At 35.3% G+C, this 22392-nt stretch carries 17 protein-coding genes; 2 read left to right on the top strand and 15 right to left on the bottom strand.

Features of this window, described 5'->3' with window-relative positions; all coding sequences use genetic code 11:
* Nucleotides 1–73: 73 nt before the first annotated feature.
* From glnA to NEH74_RS03010, 15 genes are all read right to left on the bottom strand, one after another.
* Nucleotides 74–1411 (bottom strand): type I glutamate--ammonia ligase, encoded by a 1338-nt coding sequence (gene glnA / locus NEH74_RS03080; protein ID WP_055242513.1) that lies wholly within the window; start codon nucleotides 1409–1411, stop codon nucleotides 74–76.
* Between the two features lie 266 nt (nucleotides 1412–1677).
* Complete coding sequence (locus tag NEH74_RS03075; RefSeq protein ID WP_055242511.1) at nucleotides 1678–2244, bottom strand: ANTAR domain-containing response regulator; 567 nt, start codon at nucleotides 2242–2244, stop codon at nucleotides 1678–1680.
* A 331-nt stretch (nucleotides 2245–2575) separates the two neighbouring features.
* A complete protein-coding gene (gene pyrE, locus NEH74_RS03070) occupies nucleotides 2576–3208 on the bottom strand; it encodes an orotate phosphoribosyltransferase (protein ID WP_055275262.1) in 633 nt (210 codons plus the stop codon).
* A 39-nt stretch (nucleotides 3209–3247) separates the two neighbouring features.
* Nucleotides 3248–3964, bottom strand: coding sequence for an orotidine-5'-phosphate decarboxylase (pyrF, locus tag NEH74_RS03065; protein ID WP_317453095.1), 717 nt, complete (start codon nucleotides 3962–3964; stop codon nucleotides 3248–3250).
* A gap of 368 nt (nucleotides 3965–4332) precedes the next feature.
* Entirely contained in the window at nucleotides 4333–5244 is a 912-nt protein-coding gene (locus NEH74_RS03060; protein ID WP_055242505.1) for a dihydroorotate dehydrogenase, read from the bottom strand.
* Nucleotides 5244–6014: a dihydroorotate dehydrogenase electron transfer subunit gene (locus NEH74_RS03055; RefSeq protein WP_055275267.1), complete on the bottom strand. Its 771-nt coding sequence runs from the start codon at nucleotides 6012–6014 to the stop codon at nucleotides 5244–5246. Before NEH74_RS03055 ends, NEH74_RS03060 begins: the two co-directional genes overlap by 1 nt.
* 113 nt (nucleotides 6015–6127) lie before the next feature.
* Nucleotides 6128–9313 (bottom strand): carbamoyl-phosphate synthase large subunit, encoded by a 3186-nt coding sequence (gene carB, locus NEH74_RS03050; RefSeq protein ID WP_055242500.1) that lies wholly within the window; start codon nucleotides 9311–9313, stop codon nucleotides 6128–6130.
* A gap of 38 nt (nucleotides 9314–9351) precedes the next feature.
* Complete coding sequence (locus tag NEH74_RS03045; RefSeq protein ID WP_055275269.1) at nucleotides 9352–10416, bottom strand: carbamoyl phosphate synthase small subunit; 1065 nt, start codon at nucleotides 10414–10416, stop codon at nucleotides 9352–9354.
* Nucleotides 10417–10431: 15 nt separating this feature from the next.
* Nucleotides 10432–11712, bottom strand: a complete 1281-nt coding sequence (locus NEH74_RS03040; RefSeq protein ID WP_055275271.1) for a dihydroorotase — start codon at nucleotides 11710–11712, stop codon at nucleotides 10432–10434.
* Between the two features lie 129 nt (nucleotides 11713–11841).
* Entirely contained in the window at nucleotides 11842–12729 is an 888-nt protein-coding gene (locus NEH74_RS03035) for an aspartate carbamoyltransferase catalytic subunit (RefSeq protein WP_055275273.1), read from the bottom strand.
* A 113-nt stretch (nucleotides 12730–12842) separates the two neighbouring features.
* On the bottom strand, nucleotides 12843–14207 hold the full coding sequence (locus tag NEH74_RS03030; protein ID WP_055275275.1) for a solute carrier family 23 protein: 1365 nt from the start codon (nucleotides 14205–14207) through the stop codon (nucleotides 12843–12845).
* Nucleotides 14208–14705: 498 nt separating this feature from the next.
* Entirely contained in the window at nucleotides 14706–15347 is a 642-nt protein-coding gene (locus tag NEH74_RS03025) for an HD domain-containing protein (protein WP_055242526.1), read from the bottom strand.
* Nucleotides 15348–15455: 108 nt separating this feature from the next.
* A complete protein-coding gene (locus NEH74_RS03020) occupies nucleotides 15456–16352 on the bottom strand; it encodes an ROK family protein (protein ID WP_082417942.1) in 897 nt (298 codons plus the stop codon).
* A gap of 144 nt (nucleotides 16353–16496) precedes the next feature.
* The gene (locus tag NEH74_RS03015) at nucleotides 16497–18287 is read right to left on the bottom strand and encodes an aminopeptidase P family protein (RefSeq protein WP_055305069.1); all 1791 of its coding nucleotides are present in this window, start codon (nucleotides 18285–18287) and stop codon (nucleotides 16497–16499) included.
* Nucleotides 18288–18385: 98 nt separating this feature from the next.
* Nucleotides 18386–19798 carry a DUF6930 domain-containing protein gene (locus tag NEH74_RS03010; RefSeq protein ID WP_055242488.1) on the bottom strand — a complete coding sequence of 471 codons (1413 nt, stop codon included), beginning with the start codon at nucleotides 19796–19798 and terminating at the stop codon, nucleotides 18386–18388.
* A 259-nt stretch (nucleotides 19799–20057) separates the two neighbouring features.
* Between NEH74_RS03010 and NEH74_RS03005 the strand changes: the two genes are divergently transcribed.
* Entirely contained in the window at nucleotides 20058–20849 is a 792-nt protein-coding gene (locus tag NEH74_RS03005) for a YidC/Oxa1 family membrane protein insertase (protein WP_055242487.1), read from the top strand.
* Between the two features lie 638 nt (nucleotides 20850–21487).
* A complete protein-coding gene (locus NEH74_RS03000; protein WP_055275281.1) occupies nucleotides 21488–22282 on the top strand; it encodes a YidC/Oxa1 family membrane protein insertase in 795 nt (264 codons plus the stop codon).
* Nucleotides 22283–22392 lie beyond the last annotated feature (110 nt).

Here is a 22392-nt window from a genome sequence, read left to right as displayed (position 1 = left end):
CCCTCAGAAAAGTTCTTTATTTATTTAATACTCCCGAAATAAATATGATTTTCTATCTAAAAAGGTTCATCAATTATAACAAGCTCATGTAACGTTTTAATTCCCATTCATGAACAGCTAAACGATACTCATCGTATTCAGCATGTTTCGCTTCAACGAATTTTTCAAAAATATGAGCACCTAAAGCATCTTTAATAACTTCATCTTGCTCTAATAATTTTACAGCTTCTGATAATGATCCTGGTAAAGCTGTAATTGAATGTGCATCTAATTCTTCTTGAGTCATTTCAAAGATATTTTCTTCAACTGACGCTGGAGGTGTTAATTTGTTTTTGATTCCATCTAATCCAGATGCTAAGATTGCAGCTAATGCTAAATATGGGTTAGCTGATGGGTCAACTGAACGTACTTCTAAACGAGTTCCCATTCCACGAGAAGCAGGTACACGTACTAGTGGCGAACGGTTAGATGGTGACCATGCCACATAAACTGGAGCTTCATAACCTGGAGTTAAACGTTTATATGAGTTAACTGTTGGGTTAGATACGGCTGTGAAGTTACGAACGTGTTTTAAGATACCAGCCATAAAATGATATGCTGTTTCACTTAATTGTAACTCTCCTTCTTTATCAAAGAATGCATTTGATCCATCTTCATTGAATAATGAAACGTTACAGTGCATTCCTGAACCGTTGATTCCAGCGATTGGTTTTGGCATGAATGTTGCATATAATCCGTGTTTACGAGCAATTGATTTAACAACTAATTTAAATGTTTGAATTTTGTCACATGCTGCTAATACATCATCATATTTGAAGTCGATTTCATGTTGCCCTGGAGCAACTTCGTGGTGAGATGCCTCAATTTCAAATCCTAATTTTTCAAGTTCGATTACGATATCACGACGGCAATTTTCTGCTAAATCTAATGGTGCGTAATCGAAGTATCCACCGTGGTCATTTAATTCACCTGTTGGTAATCCATTCTCATCTAATTTGAATAAGAAGAACTCAGCTTCTGGCCCTAAATTGAAACGAGCAAATCCTAATTCTTTCATTTCACCTAATACACGGCGTAAGTTAGAACGTGGGTCTCCTGCAAATGGAGTTCCATCAACATTATGAACATCACAGATTAAACGAGCAATTTTAGCTTCTCCTGGCGTCCAAGGGAAGATTAACCATGTGCTTAAATCAGGATATAAGTACATATCACTTTCTTGAATACGAGTAAATCCTTCAATTGACGATCCATCGAACATCATTTGATTGCTTAATGCTTTTTCTAATTGAGATAAAGGAATCTCAACATTTTTTACTACCCCAAATAAATCTGTAAACATTAAACGAATAAAGTTTACTCCTTCTTCATGTGCAATACGTAAGATTTCTTCTTTTGTTAAAGTTGCCATTTAGAACTCCTCCTCATAATCCATTAATAATCATTGATTTTCCCAATTATAGATACTGCCCTATTCTAGATAATGATACACTCAGTGATTGAGTCTGTTAATCTTATCGACATTGATCAAAATTAACAAAAAAGGGTTCACTAAACAAGTGTTAAACAAAACACATTGTTTAATGAACCCCATTGTTCATCATCTATTAGTTTAAATATTGTTTCTTAAAGACGCCTTTGTCTATGTTTCCATTATATGAGATTTCTCTAATAAAATCAACTGTTTTTTTTATAACTTTTTAAAATTCTCTCAGCAAGTTCTAACTTACTAATTCGTAGTTCCATACTACGTTTTTGAATATAGCGATGTGCCTCATCCTCTGTCATATTCTGATTTTGTTGTAACGCACGCTTAGCTAACCGTATAGTTTTCTCAGTTTTTTGAGCTTGTTCTAATTCGTTAACTTTTGATTCTAATTGTCTGACTGTTTGACCGTATTTCGTCAAGACACGTAGCATCGTTGATAAAACAATGGATTGAACCGGCTTTTCACAAAATTCAAAATACGGATCTTGTCTATAATAAAACTTTTGATAAGACTTTCCTAATAATAAAACTGCTTGACGTTCATGAATCAATGTTTCTACAAGTGATACAATACTCATTCCTGGCAAATCTTCATCCACAATAACTACTTCGGGTGCTAATGCTTTTGACCGGCGAATTAAATCATATCCATCCGTCGTTATCCCTACGACTTCATAACCAGAACTCGTTACTTGGGACCTAATTGTTGACACTAATCTCTCTGATTGTGATGCAATAATAATACGCTCTCCCATGAATCCACCCTTTTCTAGTTAGATAAACAATTCATTTTTCTCACTGTAAATTTATTATGTACTTGTCATTGTGACAAATACCTTACGTCATAACTAATAAATCTACTTATAATTATCATGCTCTCTATTTCATTCTTTGTCAATATTCACCCATCCTAAAATTGGAAAAACAAACAGAGACATAAATACATCTTATCAATTTTTTATAGTATTTTATAAATATTATCGTTTGTTAATAACTTAGTTAAAAATAGATTCCTTCTTAATTAGATATTATTGTCTATCATTTACATTTATAAAAAAGGAATCGAACATATCGATTCCTAATTAACTATTTTGTTAACCAACTTTCATCACTTGGATCTTTACGCCATGCCGATAATTTTTCAATTGATTCTTCAGAGATTTCTCCAATTTCTGCTGCAACTTCAACTAACGTTTGATAGTTACATAATGAAACATTTTTGCATGATGCTGCTTCTAAGTTCTTTAATCCTGTTTCTAATTCATATGAGAAGATAGAAACGATCCCTAATACATCGCACCCTAATTCACGTAAAACTTCAACAGCTTCAATTGAAGATTTTCCTGTTGAAATTAAATCTTCAACAACGACTACTTTCATTCCTTCTTTAACTAATCCTTCAACTTGGTTCCCACGGCCATGTTTTTTAGCTGATGAACGTACGTATCCCATTGGTAAGTCTAATTTATCTGCCATAATTGCAGCGTGAGGAATACCAGCTGTCGCTGTCCCCATTAACATTTCACACTCAGGATAATGTTCTTTTACAATTTCACATAATCCTGCTTCGATGTCACGACGAACTTCTGGATAAGATAATGTTAAACGGTTGTCACAATAGATTGGTGACTTAATTCCTGATGTCCAAGTGAATGGATTTTCTGGACGTAGTAATACGGCGTGAATATTTAGTAAATGTTTAGCAATTGTACGTTTCATAAATAAATCTCTCCTCATAGTTATAATATTTTATGAATCTTATAATCCAAGAAATTGTTTATTAATTAACTGATATGTTTCAACTGGGTTTTGTGCACGTGTAATTGAGCGTCCGACTACGATGTAATCTGATCCTAATTCTCGTGCTTTTTCTGGTGTGACGACACGTTTTTGATCATCTACACTGTCACTAGCCTGACGGATTCCTGGTGTACATGTTACGAAATCTAATCCTAATTTTTCATGAATTTCTTTTGTTTCTAACGCAGAGCAGACGATTCCATCTAGACCAGCCTCTTTTGTAAACTGGGCATATTTTAATACTGTGTTTGGTAACGTTTCATTGATTAAAATTTGCTCTTGCATAATTTCTTCACTTGTTGACGTTAATTGAGTCACCGCAATACATAATGGTCGGTTTCCACCTTCTGGTGTTCCTTCAATTAATCCTTCTACAGCAGCCTTCATCATTGGAATTGTTCCAGCTGCATGAACATTTACCATATCTACACCTAAGCGTGCTAAGTTTTTCATCGCACTCTTCACTGTGTTTGGAATGTCATGTAATTTTAAATCTAAGAAAATTTTATGGTTTTTCTCTTTTAAATACTTGATGATTTGAGGACCTTCTGCATAAAACAGTTCCATCCCAACTTTAACGTATAATGATTCTTCAAACTGATCAATGAATGCTTTTGTCTCTTCAAAATTTTTAAAATCTAATGCAATGATAACTGCTTTATTCACGTAGAACATCCTCCCTTTTAGTTGCTTTAATTCTAGTAACCCAATCTAATCTTTATAAAATTCAGAATAGTGCTAATCCCTATTTACCACTCAATTCAGCTTTTTATACACTCTAGCTTCAAGCTCCAGTCTTTTATACAAAAAAATCCTCTTTCAGCCTATGAGTATGCTAAAAGAGGATACACGAATTCCATAAAAATAATTGGGAATATATTAAAATATAAACGTGTTCTTCTCAGCCTCACGGGACCGAATTAAAGCTTTCTCAGTAATTATAGAAGATACCCTATTTTTTGTCAACTATTGAAGTAGTTTCTATCAAATTTTTATCCCTTTTTGAAAAAAAGTGTAGTCGATTACTAAACCTCTTTTATCATTTATTTATGAGCATATCCGACTGCATCGCTTAATTTTTCAAATCCGTATTTGTCTAATACTTCTGGTAAGCGGTCGATGATATCCACACATGCATATGGGTTGATGAAATTAGCTGTCCCTACAGCAACGGCACTCGCTCCTGCGTATAAGAATTCTAACACATCTTCTGCTGTCTCAATTCCACCCATTCCGATAATTGGAATGTTAACATTTTTATACACATCATGAATCATACGTAGTGCAACTGGTTTAATCGCAGGTCCTGATAATCCACCTGTTCCATTAGCTAAGATTGTTTTTCCTGTTTTTAAATCAAAACGCATTCCAAGTAACGTATTAATCATTGTAATTCCATCCGCCCCTGCCGCTTCAACTGCTTTTGCAATCTCAACAACATTTGTGACATTTGGGGATAATTTAATATAAACTGGAACACTTGAAACTTCTTTAATTGCTTTCGTTAATTCTGCGGCAACATTCGCATCTGTTCCGAAGGCAATTCCACCTTCTTTAACATTTGGACATGAAATATTGATTTCTAAAGCAGCTACATTTGGTGCTTTAGAAATTTTTTCAGCAACTGTAACGTATTCTTCTAATGTTTTACCTGCCACATTTGCGATAATTGGTAAATTATATTGTTCTAAAAATGGTAATTCACGCTCAATAATGACATCAACACCTGGGTTCTGTAATCCGATTGCATTTAACATTCCACCTGGTGTTTCAGCCACGCGTGGTGTAGGATTTCCAATACGCGGCTCATCGGTTGCAGCCTTAATCATGATAGATCCTAAACGTGACAAGTCATAATATTCAGCGAATTCCCGTCCAAATCCAAAGCATCCTGATGCTGGGATAACTGGGTTTTTAAGATTTAATCCTGGTAATTTAACTGCTAAACGATTCATTATAATGCAACCTCCCCAAGTTTGAATACTGGTCCTTCTTTACAAACACGAGCCATTTTCCCACTGTTTAATTGACAAACACAAGCATAACAAGCTCCAATTCCACATGCCATGCGCTCTTCAAATGATAAATATCCTTTTTTCGTTTGACCGAATTGTTCATCAATCGCTTTTAACATCACTTTTGGTCCACATCCATAAATCCAGTCGAAGTTTAATTGTTTGTCATTGATTAATTCAACAACATTACCTTTGTAACCATGACTACCATCCATTGTCGTGATGTATACGTCTGCATAAGCTTTAAATTCTTCTTCATAGAAAACATCAACTGAAGAAGCGAATCCTAAAACAGCGATCACTTTGTTACCTTTTGCATGTAATCGTTTGGCCATTTCGTACATTGGTGGAACTCCAATTCCTCCCCCAACTAATACAACTGTTTCATTTGCTTGAACATCTTCAATGTCGAATCCTGTTCCTAGCGGTCCTAAAATATCAACTTGTTCACCTGCTTGTTTTTGAGAAAGAAGTTTTGTTCCTTCTCCTTCTGCACGGTAAATCATCTTAAATTGATTTAACTCTTGATTAATCTCACAAATTGAGATTGGACGTCTTAATAGTGGATAAGCCACCTCGTTAATTTTAATATTGACGAATTGCCCTGCTTGCAGCATTCCTTGAACTAAGTTTCCACTTAAAATAATTTCATACACATTTTTTGCAATTAACTTTTGACTGACAACCGTCATATTCTGAACTTTACGCATAGATGGAACCCCCTATAATCTAGATTCTATTTAAATTAAACTTCTAACTATACTTTATTTAATTGCTTATTGAAACCGACATCTAAAAAGATGTCGGTTTTATAAACATTGGATTAGATAGCTGCGTCAATTGCAAAGCTCATTGATTCTAATACTTTATAAACCGCGCGCGCTGTATCTAATGATGTTAAACATGGAATGTTATTTTCTACCGCTTCACGACGAATTAAGAACCCATCTGTGATGCGATCTTTTTTACTTACTGAGAATGTATTGATAACGAATTGAACTTGTTGTCCACGGATTACGTCTAAAACTGTTTTACCTTCTTCACCGATTTTTGCGATTGGAACAGCGTAAATTCCGTTTTCATGTAATAACTTACAAGTTCCTTCTGTTGAAATTAATTCATATCCGATTTCAGTGAATTGACGTGCTAGTTCTACTGCTTCTTCTTTATCTTTATTTCCAATGGTGAATAAGATGCGTCCATGTGTTGGCATCTTCATACCTGCTGCAACTAACGCTTTGTATAATGCCTTTTCTAACGTACGATCCTTACCGATTGCTTCCCCTGTCGACTTCATTTCTGGGCCTAAAGAAATGTCTACTTTACGTAATTTTGAGAACGAGAAGACTGGTGCTTTAACATAAACACCTTCAGAATGTGGATGATATCCTGTTTCATATCCTTGCTCAACTAACGATTGCCCTAAGATTGCCTTTGTTGCAATATTAGCCATTGGGACGTTTGTGATTTTACTTAAGAATGGTACGGTACGAGATGAACGTGGGTTAACCTCTAATACGTAAACTTCTTCTTCTTTCGTCACAACGAACTGGATATTTAATAATCCGATGATTTTTAAACCACGAGCAATACGTGTTGTATAATCGATTAATTTATCCATAACTTCTTTTGATAACGTTTGTGGTGGATAAACTGCCATTGAATCCCCTGAGTGAACTCCGGCGCGTTCAATGTGTTCCATAATTCCTGGAATATAAACATTTTCTCCATCAGAAATCGCATCGACTTCAACCTCTTTACCTGTTAAGTAACGGTCGATTAAGATTGGATTTTCCCCATTTTCTTTTAATGCCTCTTTCATATAGCGTTCGATTTCAGCATCATTATCGATGATTTCCATCGCACGTCCACCTAATACATATGAAGGACGTAATAAGACTGGGTAACCGATACGGTTAGCAATTTCTTTTGCCCCTTCAACTGATTGGCAAGTTGCTCCTAATGGTTGAGGAACTTCTAAATCTTTTAATAATTTTTCGAATTGATCACGGTCTTCTGCACGGTCAATATTTTCTAAAGATGTTCCTAAAATTTTAATTCCACGTTCTTGTAACTTAGATGCTAAGTTAATTGCTGTCTGTCCACCGAACTGAACGATCACTCCTTCAGGTTGCTCTAAGTCAATCACATGCATAACATCTTCGATTGTTAATGGTTCAAAATATAATTTATCTGAAATTGAGAAATCTGTTGAAACTGTCTCAGGATTATTATTAATGATAATTGCTTCATATCCTGCTTGTTGAATTGCCATTACACAGTGTACTGTTGCGTAATCAAACTCAACCCCTTGTCCGATACGGATAGGTCCTGATCCTAATACAACAACGCTTGGTTTATCTGTACGTTTTGATTCATTGAATGTTTCGTATGTTCCATAGTAGTAAGGTGTTTTTGATTCAAATTCTGCACTACATGTATCTACCATTTTATAAACTGGCATTAATGATTTTTCTTTTCGGAAGTTGTAAACATCTAATTCAGTAGAATTCCAGTATTTTGCGATTGTAATATCGGCAAACCCTAAACGCTTAGCTTGTCCTAAAATGTCTAGGTTCCAAGGATTTTCTTTTACAACTGATTCGAAATCGATGATTCCTTTTAATTTCGTTAAGAAGAATAAATCAATTTTTGTGACGTTGTGGATTTCTTCGATTGTTGTTCCACGGCGGATTAACTCACTGATCACGAATAAACGCTCATCATCTGCAAACTTCGTACGTTTCCATAAGATTTCATCTGATTCTTCTTTTAATGATTCTAACTCAACATGATAAACCTTTGTTTCTAATGAACGAACAGCTTTTAATAATGACTCTTCAAAGTTACGCCCAATTGCCATAACCTCTCCTGTTGCCTTCATCTGAGTTCCTAAACGACGATTAGCTGAATTGAATTTATCAAATGGCCAACGTGGGATTTTAGCAACAACATAATCTAATGCTGGCTCGAAGCAAGCATAAGAAACACCTGTCACTGGGTTGATGATTTCATCTAATGTTAAACCTACAGCGATTTTTGCTGCGATTTTTGCGATTGGATATCCTGTTGCTTTAGACGCTAAGGCTGATGAACGAGAAACACGAGGGTTGACTTCGATAACATAGTAGTTAAAGCTATTTGGATCTAAAGCTAACTGTACGTTACATCCACCTTCGATTCCTAAAGCACGGATAATTGTTAATGAAACATCACGTAACATATGGTATTCACGATCAGCTAATGTTTGAGATGGAGCGACGACGATAGAATCTCCTGTATGAATTCCAACTGGATCAAAGTTTTCCATGTTACATACGACAATCGCATTATCATTTGCATCACGCATCACTTCGTACTCAATTTCTTTATATCCCGCAATTGATTTTTCAATTAAACATTGTGTAACTGGTGATAAATTTAATCCATTTTCAACAGTTGTACGTAAACCTTCTTCATCTTCTACGATTCCTCCTCCGGTTCCACCTAATGTAAAGGCCGGGCGAACGATAATTGGATATCCGATTTCATTTGCGAAGTCTACTGCTTCTTCAACGGTATTAACAATTACCGATTCTGGAATTGGTTGGTTTAATTCAAACATTAATTCACGGAACATGTCTCGGTCTTCTGCTTTTTTAATGGCTGCTAAATCTGTTCCTAAAATTTCAACACCACATTCTCTTAAAATTCCATCCTCTGCTAATTCAACGACTAAGTTTAATCCAGTTTGTCCTCCAAGTGATGGTAAAACGGCATCTGGGCGTTCCTTTCGGATAATTTTGCTTAAAAATTCTTTCGTTAAAGGTTCCATGTAAACTTTATCAGCAACTTCTGTATCTGTCATAATCGTCGCTGGGTTTGAGTTAACGAGAATGACTTCATATCCTTCTTCTTTTAAAGATTGGCAGGCTTGTGTTCCTGCATAGTCGAACTCTGCTGCTTGCCCGATGATGATTGGTCCTGAACCAATAACTAAAATTCGGTTAATATCTGTACGTTTTGGCATCCTTGCTTCCTCCTAATTTCTCTATTTCATTATAAAAATTATTTTAAATTAGCAATAAAACGATCGAATAAATAACTTGCATCGTCTGGTCCTGGTGATGCTTCAGGGTGGTATTGAACAGTAAATGCTTTATATTCTTTATGTTTTAATCCTTCAACTGTGTTGTCATTTAAAGCAACATGAGTGATTTCTAGTGGTGTATTTTCAACTGATTGACGACATACTTCATATCCATGATTTTGAGAAGTAATGTGAACTTTGTTTGTTTCTAAATCTTTAACTGGATGATTACATCCACGGTGTCCAAATTTCATTTTCTTCGTGTCTGCACCATTTGCTAACGCGAATAATTGATGCCCTAAGCAGATTCCCATTAATGGATATTTTTCCTGAACTTCACGAATCATTGGTAAAGCTTCAACGACATCTTTTGGATCCCCAGGTCCGTTACTTAAAACAACTCCATCTGGATTTAAGTGATCGATTTGAGAAGCTGTCGTATTAAATGGGACAACGATGACTTCACATCCACGTGCTGTTAAGTCACGGATGATTCCTTTTTTCACACCAAAATCAACTAAAACAATACGATGTCCCTTTCCTGGTGCTGAGTAAACCATTTTTGTTGATACCTGTTCAACATGACGATCTAATACTGGTGTTGCTTTTAACTCTGCTAAAATTTCTTCATTACTTTTATTGATGTCTGCAATCATTCCACGGATAGCTCCATGCTCACGAATTTTAATTGTTAAAGCACGAGTATCCACATTACATAAACCTGGTACACCTTTTGCTTCTAATAATTCGCTTAATGTTTTTGCTGAACGCCAGTTTGATGGCACTTCACAATACTCTTTAACGATTAAGGCTGATGCTGATGGTGAGAATGATTCAAAGTCATGATCATTAATTCCATAGTTACCAATTAAAGGATACGTCATCGTAACCATTTGTCCAAAGTATGATGGGTCCGATAAAATTTCTTGATATCCTGTCATCCCTGTATTGAATACGACTTCCCCGGTCATCGGTTCAAGGCATCCAAATGCTGTTCCTAAAAATACTGTTCCATCTTCTAATACAAGTTTACGATTATACATCATTTAACCCTCCTATTAATTCACCTGTTCGTCTTTGTAGACCACTTTGCCATCTACTAATGTCATCACTGGCCATCCCGCTACACGGTAACCATTAAATGGCGTATTCTTTCCTTTTGATAAAAATTGAGTTGAATCAATTTCCATCTCTTTATCTAAATCGATGATGGTAATGTCTGCTACTGCTCCAACTTCTAATTTTCCGTATGGTAAATTGAAGATAGTTGCAGGCTTTGTACTCATACAATCAATTAATTGTTTTAACGTCATCTTCCCTGTTTTAACGAATGTCGTATACATTAATGGAAAAGCTGTTTCTAATCCGACAATCCCAAATGGTGCTGTTTCAATTCCCCATGCTTTTTCATCTTCATGATGTGGAGCATGATCTGTTGCAATAACATCAATTGTTCCATCTAATAAACCTTGCACACATGCTATGCGATCAGCATCAGCACGTAGTGGCGGATTCATCTTGAAGTTTGGATCATCGTTAACGATGTCTGTATCACAAAGAATTAAATGATGCGGTGACACCTCAGCAGTCACATTAATTCCTTGGGCTTTTGCAAATCGAACTAATTCAACACTTTCCTTCGTACTAATGTGGCAGATATGGTAATGAACCCCCGTCGCCTGAGCTAACATAATATCACGAGCTATTTGCGCTGATTCGCTAACTGATAAAATTCCGCGATGTCCATTTGCTTTTGCGTATTCTCCATCATGTAAATATCCACCGAATAACAAACTATCATCTTCACAGTGTGCAACAATTGGTTTATTCACAGCCTTGGCACGTTGCATCGCTTGATACATTACACCCGCTTCTTGAATTCCACGTCCATCATCTGAAAACCCTAAGATACTTGTTTCTGATAAAGCCTCAACATCAACAATCTCTTGTCCTCTCTCACCAAGGGTGATAGCTGCATACGGGAAAACACGTACTTGTGCCGATTGTTGTAATAACCCTTCGATATAGGTCACACTTTCCATTGAATCTGGGACTGGAATCGTGTTTGCCATCGCTGCAATCGTTGTATATCCACCACGTGCGGCAGCTTTCGTTCCTGTTTCAATTGTTTCTTTTCGCTCATACCCTGGTTCTCTTAAGTGAACATGAACATCGATTAATCCTGGCGAGACTAATTTTCCTGCTAAATCATAAACTTGTGCCTCAGTATTTTCAATACATTCAGTCATTTCAATAATGATTCCATCTTTGACTAAAAGGTCAACAGCTACTAATTCATTACTCTCATTGATTTGTCGCCCATTTTTTAAAAGAATCATGACACTTCACTCCCTACTCCATAAGTTTCTAATAGTATTTAGCCCTACTACTTGAATTGAACTATTATAACTTTTACTCTTATATCATCTAGTTTCAATTTACCCTACCAGCGGAGGATAGCTACGATCTTAATCTACGTAGCCCAGGGATCCCACCAACACTGCCATTCGAATAAATACCCCATTACTCATTTGTTTGAAGATTCGACTACGTTTACATTCAACGACATCGTCTGCAATTTCTACTCCGCGGTTAAATGGGGCTGGATGCATAATGATAGCTCCTTCTTTCATGCGTTTTTCACGTTCAACCGTTAAGCCATACTGCTTATGGTATTCTTCTTTTGTTAACTGCATTCCACCGTGATGACGCTCATGTTGAACACGAAGTAACATGATAATATCCATTTCTTCTAGCACCTCATCTAAGTTCTCCCATGCGTATCCTTCTTCTTGGAATTGTTCAGGAGCTACTAAGTGAACCTCCATTCCTAATCGGTTCATGACCTCGATATTTGTGTGAGCTACACGAGAGTGCGCGATGTCACCAACGATTGCAATTTTTAATCCTTCAAATTTACCGTACTCTTGATAAATCGTTAATAAATCTAATAATGATTGGGTTGGATGATTTCCACTTCCATCTCCTCCGTTGAAGATTGGAATGTTTAAATTAGGAATTAATTCTTCGAAGTAATTATTTTGTGGATGGCGAATTACCACTCCATCAACTCCAATTGCTTCAAACGTTTTGACAGTATCGTATAACGTCTCACCTTTTTGAACACTTGACGTTTCAGCTGTGAAATCCATTGTTTTTAATCCTAATTTTTGTTCTGCCATCATAAATGAGTATTGCGTTCGTGTACTCGGTTCAAAAAAGAGATTAGCTACCACTTTTCCTTCAAGTTGTGGAATTGTTTCACCAGATGCATAACGATTGGCACGTTCTAAAATTTCCATAATTTCTTCTACTGTAAAATCTGACAATCGTGTTAAATGTTTAATAGCACTCATAATTTCACCCTTTTTTATATAAAATTAAACAATATTCTTCCTTTTTTAACAATATTTTCTATAAAAATGTTTATAAAAAAATCAGCAAAGAAGCTGACTTTTTTTATAAAGGACTAAATAGCTGTTGTTTGTTCCTTAGTCATTACTGTTTCTGAAGTTGTTGATTCTTCTCCAACTACTTCTAATTCAAATTCAGTTTTGTTAGATCTTTGTCCATAAGAGGCTTCTTTATCTGGTAAGATTAAGTGTAAGATCACACCAATAATTGCGGCTAATGCCATTCCTGATAAAGTAATTTGACCGATGTTGATTGTTAAGCCTCCAATTCCTACGATTAAGATAACTGCTCCAATAATTAAGTTACGTTGACGTCCGAAATCGATTTGGTTATTGATTAAGACGCGTGCCCCTGATGAAGCGATAACTCCGAATAGAAGAATACTTACTCCACCCATTACAGCACTAGGAATTGTTTGAACTAATGCGGTAAACTTACCAATAAATCCTAAAGCAAAGGCTGTCACAGCTGCTCCACCGATGACCCATACAGAAGCAACTTTTGTTAATCCAATGACTCCTGTATTTTCACCATACGTTGTATTAGCAGGTCCACCAATAAATCCAGCGAAGAATGTTGCTACTCCATCACCGATTAATGTACGATGTAACCCAGGATTTTTTGTTAAATCACGCCCGACGATTGATCCCAAAACTAAATGATCTCCAATATGTTCTGTAATTGTTACAATGGCTACTGGCACCATGATTGCTGCTACTTCTAAGTTAAAGACTGGTTTTGAGTGTAAGAACGCAAAATTAGGCATAGCGAAGAGGCTTGCTTCATTAACTGCGCTAAAGTCGACTAATTGGAAAGCGACAGCTGAAATATATCCCACAACAATTCCGCTAAAGATTGGAAGTAGTTGTAATAACCCTTTTGTATAAGTTGAGACAATAATTGCTGTTAATAATGTAATTAAGGCAACCACTATATGTTCTGATGCCATGTTAACAGCTGTTCCTGCCAAACTTAACCCAATGACCATAATTGTTGGTCCGATAACAACCGGCGGTAAAATTTTATTTAACCAATCTGTTCCGATAAACTTAATGATCAAAGCAATCACTAAATAAACTAGCCCAACCATCATTAATCCACCCATTACGGCTCCGTAATTTGGATGACTCGCAATTGAACCATCTGCATTCAAAGTTGCTCCAAGAGCTAATGCTGAAGTAATTGGGGCGATATAAGCAAATGATGATCCTAAATAAACAGGTGATTTCCCTTTTGTAACAAATAAATAAAATAACGTTCCAATTCCTGATGATACTAATGCTAAACTAACTGGTAGTCCTGTTAACATCGGAACAAGTACTGTTGATCCAAACATGGCTAACACGTGTTGAATGCTTAACGCAATCCAATGTGCTACTTTCGGTTTTTCATGCACATCTAAAATTAATTTCTTTTCCATTATAATTCCTCCTTAGATGACTTATCCTATCGGATATCCTTACTTAGAAAGAACACGAAGTTGGTAATAAGTTAGTTTAGACTAGTTAAGTTCGTTCCTATAAAAATTCGTAAAATTCTGCAAGATTGCTTACCTAGTATTAGTCATATTAGAAACAAGATATCATTCCAATCTAGCTTCGAGCAGCAGATTTTCTACCAAGTCACCTCATGTCATTAAACTCAAAATTCGAGTTTAGACTACGAACTACGACCTGTATGAAATTTCAATTGCCACTTTCAGCTTTTTAAATAAAAAATCCTCTTTCAGCTAACTTAGGTAGGCCAAAAGAGGATACACGAATTCCATTAAAGGAAGATATAGTTCTATTATCTTTTAAACGTGTTCTTCTCAGCCTCACGGGACCGAATTAAAGCTTTCTCAGTAATTATAGGAGAAACAGGAAAAAAAGTCAACCTTTAATCAATTTTAATCACAATATTCGACTCTATTTTTTATTTAGGCTTGTCCCTTCCATTCATTCAAAAATTCCTCGACGAACGTCACCATGAATTCATGGCGCTGATTAGCGATTTTTTTCGCTGTTTCTGTATTCATTAAATCTTTTAATTTAAATAATTTTTCATAAAAATGATTAATAACTGTTCCTTTATGTTGGCGATAAGCCGTCTCATCTTCAAACTCCATTGGTAGGATATTTTCATCATACATTTTAGTTCCTCTTGATCCACCATACATAAATGTTCGACCAACTCCAATTGCTCCAATGGCATCTAATCGGTCCGCATCTTGAACAATTTTGGCTTCAAGTGTGTGAACAGGTTCACCTGTTCCCCCCTTATAAGAAATATTTTCAATAATGTAGAAAATTTCTTTAAGCTCTACTTGGCTACATCCAAGTGTTTGCAAAAAGATTAATAATTTAGCCTGTTGCTCTCTTGAATCTTCAAATAACTTGGAGTCAATGACATCATGAACTAACGCTGAAATTAAAACGACACGTTCATTTCCACCCTCTGATTTTAAAATAGCTTTAGCATTTTTATAAACACGAATCGCATGATCTAAACTATGACCACTCGTATCTTTGCCTAGCTCCTCTTCTAAAAATTCAACAATACGTGGATAGACTTGTTCCATTTTATTCAGTCCTTTCATAGATGCTTGATTAAACTTATTATATCACCCTCACTTTAAAACGTCTTTTAAATTCATCAAACAAAAAAAGGAAGTCACTAAAGACTTCCCTTAAGCTGTATATGTTAAATAATGATAAAGCGCACCTATTAAATTCGAATCATTTCTAAACGTACATGGAACTACTTGGACACCAGGTTTATAGTTCCCAAAATTATCTGAGAAACTATCCACATTTTTTCTAATATATTCTAGCAATAATGGTTGAGCACTAATTCCCCCACCAATGGCCACACGCTGTGGATCAATTACACATTGAAGGTTAACAATTTGTGCTGCGATTTGTTTTGTAAATTCATCTAAAATTGCTAAAACTTCTTCATCTCCTTCATTTGCTTTTTCAAAGATGAAATAACCATCCACCTCATCTGGATTTAACTGTTTTACTTCAGCCACTTTACTTGATAATTGTCTTGCTCCACCGCTAAATCCCCACGTATATTCACCATCATCTAATTTTTGATTATTTAAACGCATTGAGCTAAACTCTCCTGCAAATGATGACGAACCTTTATGAACCTTACGGTTAATGACAACCCCTCCGCCAATACCTGTTCCAAGAACAATGACAATCGCATCATTCACATCTTGCAAGCTACCTCTCCACACTTCTGCTAAAGCTGCACATTTCCCATCATTTTCAATTGTGACCTTAACAGGACAGCGCTCTTGAATTAATTTGACAATTTCCACGTCTGTATTATATCTTAAAAATCCTCCACTATAAGCATAACCACGTTCAACATCTAAAACCCCTGGCATACTAATGGCTATTCCTTCAACTTCATCTTGATACTGATCATACAAAGAGCCAATAACTTCAATTAAACTTTCAACTTTATCAAGTGGTGTTTTAACACTACCTTTTTCTAAAATGGTAGCTTCTTCATCCATTTTTGCATATTTAACTGCACTTCCACCGATATCTAAAACTAAATACTTTTTCACGTAAAATCCCCCTCACTTAAAAATGAATTCGTTTACAGGGTTATCATATCACTTTAAGTCAGCAAAATTTCAAGCATTTTGTTAGTTTTATCTAATATTTAGTAATTCATTCGCACTCTCTCTATATTATAAGGATAAGGTTTATCATCTGCTTAATTGAATAGCCTCACGTTTTAACCATTCTAAAGCTTTTCCTGTTAAATGAGGAGATAAGGTTTCGACTACTTTTTGATGATACTGATTAAACCAAGCTAATTCTTCATCATTTAACATCTCAACAATGATTGCTTTTGTATCAATTGGGAAATACGAGATCGTTTCAAACTCATAAAACTCTCCATATTCAGTTGCACATTTTTCAACAACGAGTAATGTATTTTCAATGCGAATTCCATGGCGACCCGCTTCATAAACCCCTGGCTCATTTGTTGTCATCATTCCTGGTTGCAGAGGAACAGTTTGTGTTAATCTAAATCCTTGTGGCCCTTCATGAACACCACCAAAGTAAGAAACACCGTGTCCTGTTCCACAACGATAATCTAAACCATGCGACCAAAGTGGCTGGCGTGCTAAAATATCTAAATTTCCTCCTGAGCATCCTTTTTGGAAGACTGCTTTACTCAAATTAATATGGCCTTTTAACACTAGGGTATAATGAATTTTCTCTTCTTCTGTTAATTCACCTAAGACAAATGTACGTGTAATATCTGTTGTTCCATCTAAATATTGACCTCCAGAATCAATGAGTAAAAACCCTTTTTTCTCAATCAGTGAGCACTTTTCTTTTGTCGGATTATAATGCATCATCGCCGCATTTGCACCATAAGCAACAATGGCCCCGAAACTTGATCCATAGTTTAACGGCTGATGTCGACGATAAACTTCTAAAATTTCACGCACATCGTATTCTGTCACTAATTCCCCAGCATCTAATTTTTCATAAATCTCTTGCATGGCACCGACTAAGGCACAACTATCTTTGACTTGGGCATTGTGGGTATTTTTAATTTCGGTTTCATTTTTGACCGCTTTTAAGTTGTTTACAAGATCAAATCCCGCTACAACTTCAGCCCCTTCATGATTAACTAGCACATGATATAAATAATAATTCACCGTCTCAAGTGGACATAAAATACGCCCAGACACAACAGATGAGGCCAATATCTCATCGATTTCATCGTACTCCTTCAAGGTCACTCCATTAGTTGTTAAGTAGTTAGTCACCTCATCTGATAAGCGATGCGAATCAACAAATAAATAAGCTGACTCTTCTAATACAAGTGCATACGATACCACTAACGGATTAAATAAAATATCATCCCCACGAACATTAAATAACCAAGCGATACTTCCTAATGACGTTAACACATATCCGTTTAAGTTTGATTTTTTCATCTCTTGACGAACCATGTTTAACTTATCAGCACAGCTGTATCCCGTATATTTGGTCTCATGAATAAAAACATCTGTACTTGGAATCGCTGGACGATCCGTCCAAATTGAATCTAATAAGTCATGTTCTCCACAGACTTTGATTTTTTTTGGCTCAAATGTTTTTAACATTTCTAAAACATTTGAAGCGGCTAATACTTTTCCATCAAACCCCACACAACTTCCTTCCTGTAATGTATTAGCTAAATACTCAGTAATTGTCGGGACACCTGATTGTCCCATTTTAAATAATTGAACTTCACTACCAGCAAGCTCTGACTCTGCCTGAATAAAGTAACGACCATCTGTCCAAAGTCCACTTTCTGTCTCAGTAACAACTAGTGTCCCTGCTGAACCTGTAAATCCTGATAAGTAGGCGCGTCCTTGCCAATGTGTTGCGACATATTCACTTAAGTGCGCATCTGCACTCGGAATAATGTATGCTTGTACCCCAATTCGTTTCATTTCTGTTCTTAATGCTTTAATCTTTTCATTGACGTTCATAGTTTTCTCACTCCTTATTCACGTTAAGAAGATTGTAGCACGTTTCCTATCAACAGTCATTTATTGGAAAAAGAAAAAACGACTAAATCGTCGTTTCCTCAAAGACAATTATTAATCACGAGTAATAATGACCGATAATTCGGGATAATTTCATCTTCACCTAAAACGGTAACAAAGTGTGAGAGGACGGGTTTACACTGTGCTAAAACATCCTTTTCAAGTTGTTCTGGCAACACATTTAGACAAATATCTTTCACAGCATCTCCTGTCCATTCACTTGGAATTTGATCTCGAATCGTATACATCGCTAAGACAAATGTTTGAGTAATTAACTTATATTGTTCCTTCGCTTGTTCACTCAAATCATCAAGTGCTTGTTGGATTTGAAGCGTATCTGTAATTTGGTCTGCAAACATAATTAACTTATCAATATCTGACTGTTCACTCTCAATGACTTTAACTGTGTTAGAACTTGCATTCTGTAATTCTTCAAAAATATATTCGGCAAATTCATGAGCTCGCGCTGTATGATAATCGATAGAAAGTTTTACATCAATTTGTTTACAAACATCTTCAAGTAGTGCATAAGTATCTTCATCCTCTGCAATAATTTCACACGGTCTAATTTTAAGTTCAAGAAATTGCTTTGCTAGTTCTGTAACAGTATCTGTCAAGTAAAGCGCAGCTGTTTCCTGAACATCCAGATAAAAAAGTTGTCCTTCTTCAGAATCGACAAGTGCAGTAACAAGCATAAAAAATGGTTGGCCAGAACCGACCTCAACGACAGGATTAGGCAAATAAAACTGAATTGCTTCTAATGTAATTAGTAATTTAGGTAGCTTCTTCACTCGATAAGCTAACAAATCATTTTGAAAAATAGTTTTCTTAGGAGTAGGTGCTTTCTTATACAATGTAGCATCGACAAAAGTACCTTCCCATCCTTTTTCTTCTGTATAATATCTTAAATAATATTTACTATCATAAATCTCTGGAACTTGTAGATCTTTCGTCAACTCTAATCTTGCGATAATCATTGCTTGCTCTAATGCTTTCGTTAAAAATCGACATTGCCACCCATCCGTTAGATACCATGAATAAATTCCTGGATGATGATAACGAAATCTTGGACATTCATTTTTCCCTTTAAACTGATAGCCTAAAAACATCGCCTGCTCATCATCATGCTCTGTCAAAGTTTCTGGGTTTTCAAAGCTGACGGTTAAACAATTTTTCTTAACCTCTGCTTTCATGAAAATATGATCCATATACGCTAAACTCGCCTTATCATATAAATAGCGATACGATTGATAACCGGCCTCTCCTAAATAGACTGATAATGAAAAATGCTCTCCCATCATTCCCATAATGCTACAAAATCCATCTATATCTCTCTCATCATCGTGAATGATAAATACTTGAGAGGCATACATCCATTTCCATGGTTGTAATTTTCGAAAAGCAATTGCTGCTTCATACAATTTGTGCAGCTCAACATTTGTCGCAATCCCCATTACACATCACCCTCTCTATGCCCATTTTAAATCCCTCTACTTAAATAATATGTCGTTACATCAAGAATCATGTTAAATTAAAACATTTTCACATTTAGGGGGAATTTTAACACGATTTTTATTGAATTAGACCTTGTTTTAACTTATAATACGGGTATTGTAGGTATTTTATAGCATTATTTAGTTTATAGTATTGTTGATTATATTCTCATTATTTAACAATATACAAAATACACATTAGGGGAAAGAAGGAATTTAGTTGAAAAAGAAGTTAAGTTTAGTACTATGTTTTGTATTAGCAATTGGACTATTATCGGGATGTGCAATTTCACCAGAGCCAATTACTGCAGAGACAGCGTCTGGATTATGGGATAAAGTTTTCGTTTTACCATTAGCTTCATTTATTACATTACTTTATAAATTATTAGCTAATAACTTAGGTTTCGCGATTATCTTAGCAACAGCAATCGTTCGTTTAGTATTAATGCCATTATATTCAAAATCAAATAAATCAATGGCAGTTATGCAAGAAATCCAACCAGAAATGCAACGTATTCAAAAGAAATACGAGAACAAAAAGGATCAAGCGTCTCAAGTTAAAATGCAACAAGAGATGATGGAACTTTACAAAAAATATAACTATAACCCTATGATGGGATGCGTGCTACCATTCTTACAAATGCCAATCTTCTTAGCATTCTACCAGGCTATTTCTCGCCATCCATTAATTAAAGATGCTGGTGCAGCTGAGTTCTTTGGAATCAATTTAGGAGCAACAGGTACAATACCAAACTACGTTTTAGCATTCATCGTGGCTGGATTAACAATTTATTCTCAACGTTTAATGAATAAAAACATGGCTGCTAACATGAATTCTCAACAAAATCAAACAAGCAATATGATGATGAAGGTTATGACTTATTACTTCCCGTTTGCAATGTTCTCAATCACGATTGGGACACCATTCGCATTCGGTTTATACTTCTTAACTGGACAAATTATGACAATCGTTCAATCGTTAATCTTCAAACGTCCAGGAGCGAAAAAATAATAATGAATTTTAAAGCTTATTCTATTTGGAATAAGCTTTTTTTATAGCTAATCATCTCCACCCAACACCGATGTGACGAACTGGCTCTAGCAATGTCCTTAATTACTGTTTTATATGATATGTCTTTCATCTTCTTAAAATATAGCTACCAGTTGTATAACAAAAAAATTATAAAAGTATTGTATGTTCGGCATATTTAGACACATCCTAAAAAACTCTAATGTTATATTATCTATGACACAATGATTCAGAAGATGAAAAATCAATTAACTCTATAGATAAATAGAAATGTTTTTCATCTTTCTAAGTCAGTCTTAGTAATTAACCGTGTTCGATATTAAGGCATCCTATCGTCCAGGGGTCACCTAGTGATTTCTGAAAGAAATCTATTCCTCAACTGCTAGGGCTTGGGTCACCTAGCGATTTCTGAAAGAAATCTATTCCTCCATTACTAGGGCTTTAGTTTTTACACTGTGAAAAACTTATCTGAACTTATATATTTAATTTAGACAAAATCACATGTGGCGATATCCATTTATTGATCTTATTTTTTCAATTACAGTGATTTTATTCATAATAAATGAAAAATAAATTTCCTTTATGACAGTATTTCACCTTAAGAGAAAGAAGGCATTCAATTGAAAAAGAATTTTAGCTTATTATTATTTTTAGTTTTAACCATTGGATTATTATCGGGATGCAGTATTTCAACCGAGCCTATTACAGCCGCAACAGCAACAGGACTTTGGGATAAATTATTCGTATTACCACTAGCTAACTTTATTACCTTTTTATATAACATCCTTAATAATAATCTAGGTCTTTCGATTATCTTAGCAACAGCGATTGTTCGTTTAGTTTTAATTCCATTATATTTAAAGTCAAATCAATCAACCATGGTGATGCAAGAAATTCAGCCAGAGATGGAGAAAATGAAAAAGAAATACGAACATAAACAAGATCAAGCTTCCCAAGTTAAAATGCAACAAGAGATGATGGAACTTTATAAAAAATATAATTTTAATCCTATGATGGGATGCCTATTACCGCTATTACAAATGCCAATTTTCTTAGCATTCTATCAAGCCATTTCTCGCCATCCGTTAATTAAAAATGCAAGTGCTAATGAGTTCTTTGGAATTAATTTAGGAGCAACAGGAACGCCGGCAAACTGGATTTTAGCTCTAATCGTTGCAGGTTTATCCATCTACTCTCAACGTTTAATGAACAACAATATGGCAGATACTATGAAAAATTCTCAACAAAATCAAGCGAATAATACAATGATGAAAGTTATGACTTATTACCTTCCATTTGCGATGTTCTCGATTACAATTGGAACACCATTTGCATTTGGTCTATACTTCTTAACAGGAGCCATCATGCAAATCATTCAATTTCTTATTATCAAAAAGCCACAACGAAAAAAATAACAATAAACATTAAAGCTTATTTTATTTGAAATAAGCTTTTTTATATTCTTTAACCACTTAGGTAATCTTTAATGAAGCACAAAAAGCTATCATCTATTTGATAGCTTTTC

Source organism: Turicibacter sp. GALT-G1 (assembly GCF_025594995.1).
In the GTDB taxonomy this organism is placed as follows: domain Bacteria; phylum Bacillota_I; class Bacilli_A; order MOL361; family Turicibacteraceae; genus Turicibacter; species Turicibacter bilis.
This window is presented reverse-complemented; position numbering and strand designations above follow the sequence as displayed.

Excerpts from the sequence above, each read along its gene's own strand:
- glnA (WP_055242513.1), bottom strand. The coding sequence starts at position 1,411 with ATGGCAACTTTAACAAAAGAAGAAATCTTACGTATTGCACATGAAGAA.
- NEH74_RS03075 (WP_055242511.1), bottom strand. The coding sequence starts at position 2,244 with ATGGGAGAGCGTATTATTATTGCATCACAATCAGAGAGATTAGTGTCA.
- pyrE (WP_055275262.1), bottom strand. The coding sequence starts at position 3,208 with ATGAAACGTACAATTGCTAAACATTTACTAAATATTCACGCCGTATTA.
- pyrF (WP_317453095.1), bottom strand. The coding sequence starts at position 3,964 with ATGTTCTACGTGAATAAAGCAGTTATCATTGCATTAGATTTTAAAAAT.
- NEH74_RS03060 (WP_055242505.1), bottom strand. The coding sequence starts at position 5,244 with ATGAATCGTTTAGCAGTTAAATTACCAGGATTAAATCTTAAAAACCCA.
- NEH74_RS03055 (WP_055275267.1), bottom strand. The coding sequence starts at position 6,014 with ATGCGTAAAGTTCAGAATATGACGGTTGTCAGTCAAAAGTTAATTGCA.
- carB (WP_055242500.1), bottom strand. The coding sequence starts at position 9,313 with ATGCCAAAACGTACAGATATTAACCGAATTTTAGTTATTGGTTCAGGA.
- NEH74_RS03045 (WP_055275269.1), bottom strand. The coding sequence starts at position 10,416 with ATGTATAATCGTAAACTTGTATTAGAAGATGGAACAGTATTTTTAGGA.
- NEH74_RS03040 (WP_055275271.1), bottom strand. The coding sequence starts at position 11,712 with ATGATTCTTTTAAAAAATGGGCGACAAATCAATGAGAGTAATGAATTA.
- NEH74_RS03035 (WP_055275273.1), bottom strand. The coding sequence starts at position 12,729 with ATGAGTGCTATTAAACATTTAACACGATTGTCAGATTTTACAGTAGAA.
- NEH74_RS03030 (WP_055275275.1), bottom strand. The coding sequence starts at position 14,207 with ATGGAAAAGAAATTAATTTTAGATGTGCATGAAAAACCGAAAGTAGCA.
- NEH74_RS03025 (WP_055242526.1), bottom strand. The coding sequence starts at position 15,347 with ATGGAACAAGTCTATCCACGTATTGTTGAATTTTTAGAAGAGGAGCTA.
- NEH74_RS03015 (WP_055305069.1), bottom strand. The coding sequence starts at position 18,287 with ATGAACGTCAATGAAAAGATTAAAGCATTAAGAACAGAAATGAAACGA.
- NEH74_RS03010 (WP_055242488.1), bottom strand. The coding sequence starts at position 19,798 with ATGGGGATTGCGACAAATGTTGAGCTGCACAAATTGTATGAAGCAGCA.